The sequence below is a fragment of the Sutcliffiella horikoshii genome (assembly GCF_020524325.1).
GTDB classification, from domain to species: domain Bacteria; phylum Bacillota; class Bacilli; order Bacillales; family Bacillaceae_I; genus Sutcliffiella_A; species Sutcliffiella_A horikoshii_D.
This window is the reverse complement of the sequence record NZ_JAIVKY010000018.1, coordinates 23,183-31,213: the sequence shown is the minus strand read 5'-3', so window position 1 is coordinate 31,213 and position 8,031 is coordinate 23,183. Positions and strand designations below refer to the sequence as shown.

Here is an 8,031-nt window from a genome sequence, read left to right as displayed (position 1 = left end):
TAACTAGCTCCTTCCGTAATGTAGCTCTGATTTGGTTTGTTTTTTTCAGTAAACATTCTAACCAAATTAACCTACGATTTTACGAGTAAGGAGCTAGTTTCGTTCATGATAACTCGGCTGCGCCTCCGGGGTCTCACCTGTCCCTTCCTCCCGCGGGCGTCTGCGCGCCTTCCACTCCAATCAACTGGGTGACTTCATTCACCATAGTCAAAAAAGCTATCTAATCCAGGATACTGAAGTACTAATAACGCTTGTTCAACTTGGTTTCTAGCAGTGGATTGGAGCAAATGGCGAAGACTCCAGCGGGGGAGTAACGGTAGCTTGAGACCCCACAGCGCAGCGAGGAGGCTCAAGCACCGTCCCGCGGAAAGCGAAGCCATTTGCGGAAAGGAACAGCGCCGATTAACCAATTTCAATTCCTTTGCCTTTCGCTGCTACTTCTGCAAACGCCCGCGTAATACTATCACGACAACTCCAACCGCAACCAAAGCCAAGATGACCTTCCCGGCAGTATTCCACTGCAGTACCTGATAAACAGAAAAAGCTTCTAACATCAAAGCAGGAATCTTCCCGACCGTGCTGGCGACAGCAAACCCGACCAAGCTAATCCGGCTAGTTGCCCCAGCGAGCGTCACAAGTCCAGATGGCGCAAATGGGAATAATCGTAAAGCGAGAACTAACAAAAATGCTTCCCTGCCACCAGTCTCCTGTAATCTGACGAGCCACTTATTTTTCATCAACGCATCAGGGGCAAATTTCTTTATGCCTTTTCGGTACAACCAGAAGCTTACGACTGCTCCAATCGACTCCCCTAAAAATGAAATGAGCGTTCCCCACCAAAAGCCGAAGAATGCCAGATTGGCAGCTGTAAGGAAAACGCTTGGCATAAAAGCGAGTATGCTTATGATGGTATTGATTAAAATACTAAGTAGGATGGCAAACGGCCCAACTGCTGCAAACCATTCTAATACTTGATTTTTCCACATGTAATGTACCTCTTCTGAAATTATTTTAAAATTATAAATTCAATCTCTTTACATACCGTATAGGGGTATGTTACTTTATATGGGATAGGAGGTCAAGAACGATGGAAAACCTTCCAGTTGAAACAGTACATGAAGAGTGTTGCCATACAGATAAAGGTGAGCGTAAAAGTCACCATTCTGAAGAACAAAAGAAGGCGTTAATCTCACGCTTGAACCGTATCGAAGGTCAGGTTCGTGGAGTGAAACGGCTGGTTGAAGAGGACACCTATTGTGATGATGTGCTCACTCAAATCTCGGCAGTACAGTCTGCTCTAAATGGCCTTGGCAAAATGCTTTTAGAGGGACATATGAAATCCTGTATCGTAGAAAGAATTCAAGATGGCGATACAGAAGTGATAGATGAGTTGTTAGTAACAGTTAAAAGACTGATGAAATAAGGGGAGATTATAATGGAACAAGTAACATTAAAAGTAAATGGTATGAGTTGCGGTCATTGTGTAAAAGCGGTGGAAGGAAGCGTTGGGGAACTTGAAGGTGTGAATTCGGTTAAAGTGGATCTTTCATCTGGAACTGTTGCAGTAGAATACAAAAGCGAGCAAGTAACAGTAGATAAAATTAAGGAAACAATCGACGAAGAAGGTTATGAAGTAGCATAATCCATCTGGTCAGATACGTGCTTTTCTTCCGGGAACAGCACGTTTTATTTAGATAATAATATACCCCCTATAGGTATAAAGGAGGTCAGCAAGATGAGTGATCAAAAGAAAAAAGAAACGAGAATGCAGATAACAGGCATGACATGTGCGGCATGTTCCACAAGGGTGGAAAGAGGACTGAACAAACTGGCTGGAGTGGATACGGCCAATGTAAACTTAGCCCTTGAAAATGCATCTGTCACCTATGACCCTGAACAAGTATCTGAAAAAGAAATAGAGAAAAAGATTCAGGATCTTGGCTATGATGTGGTGAAAGAAAAAGCAGAATTTCTTATTACCGGCATGACATGTGCGGCTTGTTCTAGCCGAATTGAAAAGGTGCTCGGGAAAATGGAGGGGGTAAATTCAGCCAACGTGAATCTTGCATTAGAAAGCGGAACGGTGGAATACAACCCATCCAAGCTAAAGCCGTCTGATATCATTGCCCGCATCGAAAAAGCAGGATACGGTGCTACGGAAAAAGTAGAGAAAAGTGAAAGTGCTGAGAACTTCCGTCAAAAGGAATTAGAAAAGCAACAAGGAAAATTTGTTTTCTCATTAATCCTGACACTCCCATTGCTATGGGCCATGGTGAGTCACTTTTCCTTCACCTCATTTATTTATTTACCTGATATGCTGATGAATCCATGGGTGCAGCTTGCACTTGCGACCCCTGTTCAATTTTTCATTGGCTGGCAATTCTACACTGGTGCATATAAAGCGCTGAAGAATAAAAGTGCGAATATGGATGTACTGGTGGCACTCGGAACGACTGCAGCGTATGTGTACAGCTTGTATTTATCGATTGAATCCATCGGTTCAGGAGCCCATATGGTCGAGCTTTATTTTGAAGCTAGTGCAGTCATTATCACCCTCATTATTTTAGGAAAGCTTTTTGAAGTGAGAGCGAAAGGGCGCTCTTCCGAAGCAATCAAAAAATTAATGGGACTTCAGGCAAAAACGGCCCTTGTTTTACGAGATGGAAAAGAAATGGAAATCCCATTGAATGAGGTCCTGGTAGGAGATATCGTTTCTGTTAAACCGGGGGAAAAAGTACCTGTTGATGGTGAAATTGTGGAAGGGCAATCAGCGGTAGATGAGTCCATGCTAACAGGAGAAAGCATTCCTGTCGACAAAAGATCAGGAGACTCTGTCTATGGTTCTACTATAAATAAGAACGGCTTCTTGAAAATGAAAGCAACAAAAGTAGGCAAAGAAACGGCTCTTGCTCAAATTATTCGAATTGTAGAGCAGGCTCAGGGCTCTAAAGCACCAATTCAACGCCTTGCAGATAAAATTTCCGGCATCTTTGTTCCTATCGTAGTTGGAATCGCAGTACTGACTTTCTTGGTTTGGTATTTTATCGTCGACCCAGGAAACTTTGCGCAAGCACTGGTGAACTTGATTGCGGTTCTCGTCATTGCTTGCCCATGTGCACTTGGCCTTGCAACGCCAACATCCATCATGGCGGGATCTGGCCGTGCAGCAGAACTTGGCATTCTTTTTAAAGGCGGCGAGCATTTAGAGCAAACGCACAGAATCACCACCGTTGTTTTGGATAAAACAGGGACGGTAACGAATGGTGCGCCTGTGCTAACCGATGTAAAGCTTGAAGCTGGGGAAGATGAAGCGGCAATCCTTGCAATGGTGGGAGCAGCCGAGAAACAATCCGAACATCCATTAGCACAAGCGATTGTGGAAGGCATCCAAGCAAAAGGTATCGAGTTTGACTCTGTGAATTCTTTTGAAGCAATACCCGGCTACGGTATCGAAGCGGTCGTAGGGGAAAACACAGTAGTGGTTGGTACGCGTAAATTAATGAACAAGCACCATGTAGCTGTCGAGCATGCAGAAGATATGGTTCGTGAGCTTGAGACGAATGGTAAAACGGCGATGCTTATCGCGGTGAACGGAGAGTACAAAGGCATTATTACTGTAGCAGATACTATCAAAGATACGTCCAAACAAGCGGTTAAACGATTGAAAGATATGGGTCTCGAAGTAGTCATGATGACAGGTGATAACGAACGCACCGCAAAAGCGATTGCCCAACATGCTGGTATTGATCAAGTCATTGCTGAAGTACTTCCAGAACAAAAAGCGGAAGAAGTAGCGAAGCTTCAAAAGCAAGGCAAGAAAGTGGCAATGGTCGGCGATGGAATCAATGACGCCCCAGCATTGGTAACAGCGGATATTGGGATGGCAATCGGAACCGGAACTGATGTTGCGATGGAAGCAGCTGACATCACATTAATGCGCGGTGACCTGAACAGCATTGCTGATGCCATCATCATGAGTAAAAAGACCATTACCAACATCAAACAAAATCTATTCTGGGCATTTGCTTATAACTCCATGGGAATTCCAATTGCGGCTTTAGGATTCTTGGCGCCATGGGTGGCAGGCGCTGCGATGGCATTCAGTTCTGTATCCGTTGTACTGAATGCACTCAGATTGCAAAAAGTGAAACTTTAATAAGGTGGGAACATGATGAAAAAATGGATTGGATCTGCGCTTGTTTATCTGTTGTTGGTGGTTGGAGGCTACACGGCATATTCGTTTTATGCAGGGGAAGATGTATCTCAAGGTGATGAAGGCAGTCATGAGGAACATCAAGGTGAAGAGGCGCACGGTGAGGAAGAGGAACATGGTGAGCATGAAGAAGAAGGACATGAAGGTGGGCACGAAGACCACGAAGGCGAGTCCACTAGTGAAGTTCAAGCAGACGTTAAGTTAGATGGTGAAGAAATGACCATTACCTTGACAGACCTTGATGGTAACCCAATGGATAGCCTTGAAGTGAATCATGAAAAATTGATGCATCTAATTGTAATCAGTGAAGACCTTGAACAGTTTCAACATTTACATCCAGAAAAGGTATCTGAAGGTGTTTTCACTGCACATGCGGATCTGGAAGAAGGCATGTATCAAGCGTTTGTAGATATCAAGCCGAGTGAACTGGAGTATGTAAATGAAGCCCACCCAGTAATGGTAGGGGAACATGACAGTCATGAGGATGCTCATGTTCATTTAGAGCCAGAAACACAATGGACGAAGGAACAAGAGGGCTATTCTGTAACACTTGATGTGAACAATTTTTCCGTAAAAGAAAACGTGGTCCTTTCTTTTGAGATTGAAGGAGCAGAGCCTGAAGATTATCTTGGTGCCTTAGGCCATGTGGTTGTAGTGGATGAAGGGTTAGAGGAGTTTATCCACGTACACCCGCGCGAAGGAGAAGAACCTGTGTTTGAGGCCCACTTTAGCAAGCCTGGCATGTATAAACTATGGGCAGAATTCAAACTGGACGGGAAAGTTTATGCCTTCCCTTATGTGTTGGAAATCACAGAATAAAGGGGATTTGTAACAATGGGAGAAAAACTAATTAAGCTCGCGGTCAACGGAGGAATAGATTTTGGCGCCAAGTTGAATGGCAAACAGCTATTAATGTTAGCGCGCTATATGGGAGACGACCAGGAGTTAGAAGTCACCACCTTTCAACAATTGTATGTGGACGTTGCGGAGAGCAAATTGGAAGAAGCAAGGGCCGACTTTGCAAGCGTCGGTCTGAGCTGCTACCCGGTAGGCAATTATGTCAAAAGCCTTCGCACCTGCAACTTCTGTAAAGGAGAGCTGGAGGAAGGGATGCCTGTGGCAAAAGAAATCAACCGCCGTATTGCCGGAAGACCCGTTCCTTTCACGTTAAAGCCTGCCTATACGGGATGTCCGGTCGGCTGTGGCGAGCCGTTAGTTAATGATATTGGCGTAATCAAACAACACGGTGAACGATTTGACCTCTATGTCGGCGGCAAAGCAAAGGGCCTCGATGCCAGAACAGGAGTATTGTTTGCAGGCGGCTTGGAGGAAGACGCGCTGTATGTAATGATCGATAGGTTGATTGATTTATATGCAGCAGAAGGCAAGAAACGTGAGCAGTTTGCCAAGTTTGTCGGGCGTTACGGGCTGGATGAGCTGAAGGATAAGATAATGGCATAGAGGTTTGGTGATATGGATACTCGGGGAGCCAGCGGATGAGTTTGATAGTCCGCTGGCTTTTGTGTTTTTATTTCCTCCCTACAATGTAACTTTTTAACATCCCCCTCGTCTAACGGTATAAAAGGGGGCAATTGCATGAAAAAAAAGGTAATTATCTTTTCTTCTATTATAGTAAGCTTGGCCATCATATTCGCATTCATCTATCAATCGAGAGAACCTTTTGCAGTCAATGGCACCGGCAATCCTTACTCTACAAAAGACACGCAAACCGTACTGTCAGATAAAAAATGGTTGCTGACTTTTACCAAAGAGTTTAAGCAGGAAAGCATCAAAGAAAATGATTCCATTTATGTGACGGACAAGGACGGAAACAGGGTAGATGCAAATCTTGATGTTTCAAAAGACTTCGTCACAGTTTCTCCTCCAGAAGGCGGCTATGACCCAAACAAAGGACCTTATGAGCTTCATATCAGCGGGGATATTGAATCGGTGGACGGCAAAACGCTCGGAAAACAAAAGAAAATTAAATTCACGGCTATGAAACAATTGCCGACGGTTTCCTCCAACAAAGAGCTCAATTCATTGTTTGCCGCACGTATCGAACAAATGAAACAAGAGCGGGAAGAAAGTAAACAGTTTTTTAGTTTTGGGAGGAGTGGAGAGGAATCAACATCAAGCTCTGACGATAGCGATGGCGCTGCAAATGCCGATATGGCAGCGGAAGAAGAATCTAGTGGCAGTGGCAGTCCAGATGGACATTCCGAAACAAACGTCCAGGTTCAAGGAGTGGATGAAGCAGACATCGTAAAAACAGATGGCGATTTTATCTATCAAGTAACTGACCAAAAGTTGAAGATTACCAAGGCAGAACCTGTGGAAGAAATGACTGTCCTGACAGAGCTCCGATATAAAGACTTTAATCCCCATCAGCTGTTTTTGGATGACAATCAGTTAGTGGTCATCGGTCATTATTGGGATGAAAAAATGATGTATGGCGGCTATGGCGAAAGTAAAAGTAGTGAAGGCGATATGATCATGCCGATGCATGAGGCAACGAAGGCCATCATTTATGATATTACGGACCGATCTAACCCAACTGTCCAAAAAACAGTCACCGTAGAAGGGGGTTATGTTTCCAGCAGGAAGATTGATAACCATGTTTATTTGATTACTAATAAGTACGCAGATTTTTGGATGCTTGAAGAGCACCCTGAGGCAGATTTAAGACCGCGAGTATCCGATACACAAGGTGAGGAAGAAGGAGAATTAAAAGGTGTCCCTTTTGAGGATATTCGTTATTTCCCTGATTCCACAGAAGATAATTTTATGACGATAGCCACCATCGATTTGAATCAACCTCAAGATGATGCGTCCATTACAACCTATGTCGGCAGCGGAAATCAGATCTATATGTCAAAAGAAAACCTATATGTTGCGGTGCCGAACTATGGGTATGGGCCTAACTGGGCAAATAATGAAAGTACGGAAGTTTATAAGTTTGCCGTTGATGGCATGACTGTCGAATTCCGGGCAAATGGAGCAATCCCGGGTCACCTTTTAAACCAATTTTCCATGGATGAATATAAAGGGCATTTCCGAGTGGCGGCAACAAAAGGGCAGGCATGGGATGAAAGTTCCCCGTCAAGCAACCACCTCTTTATTTTAGATGGAGGAATGAATGTCGTCAGCAGTGTGGAGGATTTGGCAAGGGGCGAGCGCATCTATTCTGTTCGCTTCATGCAGGATAAAGCGTATGTGGTGACGTTTAAGGAAGTAGATCCGCTCTTCGTCTTTGATTTGAGTAATCCCAACGAACCGAAAGTACTTGGTGAATTAAAAATACCTGGCTTCAGTAATTACCTGCACCCGTATGATGAAAATCACCTGATTGGTTTTGGCTATGATACGAAGTTGGAAAAAGACCAATGGGGAACAAGGGTAGTGACAAACGGAGTGAAAATTTCCTTGTTTGATGTGAGTGACCCGACTAACCCTTTGGAGAAACATACAGAGGTTATTGGCGGCCAATCTACCCATTCGCCCTTAAATTACGATCATAAAGCACTTCTTTTTAATAAGGATAAAGATATTTTCGCGTTTCCAATCATCAAGTATAACGAAAACCAAAAGGATGACAGCTACCGCCTCGATTTTGAAGGGGCGATGGTATATGGAATCAACCCGGAAAAAGGATTCACCTTGCACACTAAAATAACCCATCAGCAAGAAAACACGCTATACGAAGACTGGGAGAACATGGTCCAACGTATTCTCTATATCGATGATCACCTTTACACCGTTACACCAAAAGAAGTAAAGGCGACTAAAATTACATGGTAGGTTAGCTACAAGAGAGC

Annotated in this window: 7 protein-coding genes; 6 read left to right on the top strand and 1 reads right to left on the bottom strand. The window is 44.1% G+C overall.

Annotated elements, in window-relative coordinates:
- Positions 1 to 434 precede the first annotated feature (434 nt).
- Entirely contained in the window at positions 435 to 986 is a 552-nt protein-coding gene (locus LC091_RS19945) for a TVP38/TMEM64 family protein (RefSeq protein ID WP_226683767.1), read from the bottom strand.
- A 101-nt stretch (positions 987 to 1,087) separates the two neighbouring features.
- Here LC091_RS19945 and LC091_RS19940 point away from each other — a divergent pair, with 101 nt between their 5' ends.
- The 6 genes from LC091_RS19940 to LC091_RS19915 all read left to right on the top strand — a co-directional run bounded on the left by LC091_RS19940 (position 1,088) and on the right by LC091_RS19915 (position 8,014).
- On the top strand, positions 1,088 to 1,423 hold the full coding sequence (locus LC091_RS19940; RefSeq protein ID WP_226683766.1) for a metal-sensitive transcriptional regulator: 336 nt from the start codon (positions 1,088 to 1,090) through the stop codon (positions 1,421 to 1,423).
- Positions 1,424 to 1,435: 12 nt separating this feature from the next.
- A complete protein-coding gene (gene copZ / locus LC091_RS19935; RefSeq protein WP_226683765.1) occupies positions 1,436 to 1,642 on the top strand; it encodes a copper chaperone CopZ in 207 nt (68 codons plus the stop codon).
- A 93-nt stretch (positions 1,643 to 1,735) separates the two neighbouring features.
- Positions 1,736 to 4,156, top strand: coding sequence for a heavy metal translocating P-type ATPase (locus tag LC091_RS19930; protein WP_226683764.1), 2,421 nt, complete (start codon positions 1,736 to 1,738; stop codon positions 4,154 to 4,156).
- 12 nt (positions 4,157 to 4,168) lie between these two features.
- The gene (locus LC091_RS19925; RefSeq protein ID WP_226683763.1) at positions 4,169 to 5,032 is read left to right on the top strand and encodes a hypothetical protein; all 864 of its coding nucleotides are present in this window, start codon (positions 4,169 to 4,171) and stop codon (positions 5,030 to 5,032) included.
- Between the two features lie 15 nt (positions 5,033 to 5,047).
- Positions 5,048 to 5,674: an NAD(P)/FAD-dependent oxidoreductase gene (locus tag LC091_RS19920; protein WP_226683762.1), complete on the top strand. Its 627-nt coding sequence runs from the start codon at positions 5,048 to 5,050 to the stop codon at positions 5,672 to 5,674.
- 135 nt (positions 5,675 to 5,809) lie between these two features.
- On the top strand, positions 5,810 to 8,014 hold the full coding sequence (locus tag LC091_RS19915; protein WP_226683761.1) for a beta-propeller domain-containing protein: 2,205 nt from the start codon (positions 5,810 to 5,812) through the stop codon (positions 8,012 to 8,014).
- The last annotated feature ends 17 nt before the right edge of the window (positions 8,015 to 8,031 follow it).

Bases quoted from the DNA above. Each gene is read 5' to 3' on its own strand.
- LC091_RS19915 (WP_226683761.1), top strand. From the start codon at position 5,810: ATGAAAAAAAAGGTAATTATCTTTTCTTCTATTATAGTAAGCTTGGCC.
- LC091_RS19925 (WP_226683763.1), top strand. From the start codon at position 4,169: ATGATGAAAAAATGGATTGGATCTGCGCTTGTTTATCTGTTGTTGGTG.
- copZ (WP_226683765.1), top strand. From the start codon at position 1,436: ATGGAACAAGTAACATTAAAAGTAAATGGTATGAGTTGCGGTCATTGT.
- LC091_RS19920 (WP_226683762.1), top strand. From the start codon at position 5,048: ATGGGAGAAAAACTAATTAAGCTCGCGGTCAACGGAGGAATAGATTTT.
- LC091_RS19940 (WP_226683766.1), top strand. From the start codon at position 1,088: ATGGAAAACCTTCCAGTTGAAACAGTACATGAAGAGTGTTGCCATACA.
- LC091_RS19945 (WP_226683767.1), bottom strand. From the start codon at position 986: ATGTGGAAAAATCAAGTATTAGAATGGTTTGCAGCAGTTGGGCCGTTT.
- LC091_RS19930 (WP_226683764.1), top strand. From the start codon at position 1,736: ATGAGTGATCAAAAGAAAAAAGAAACGAGAATGCAGATAACAGGCATG.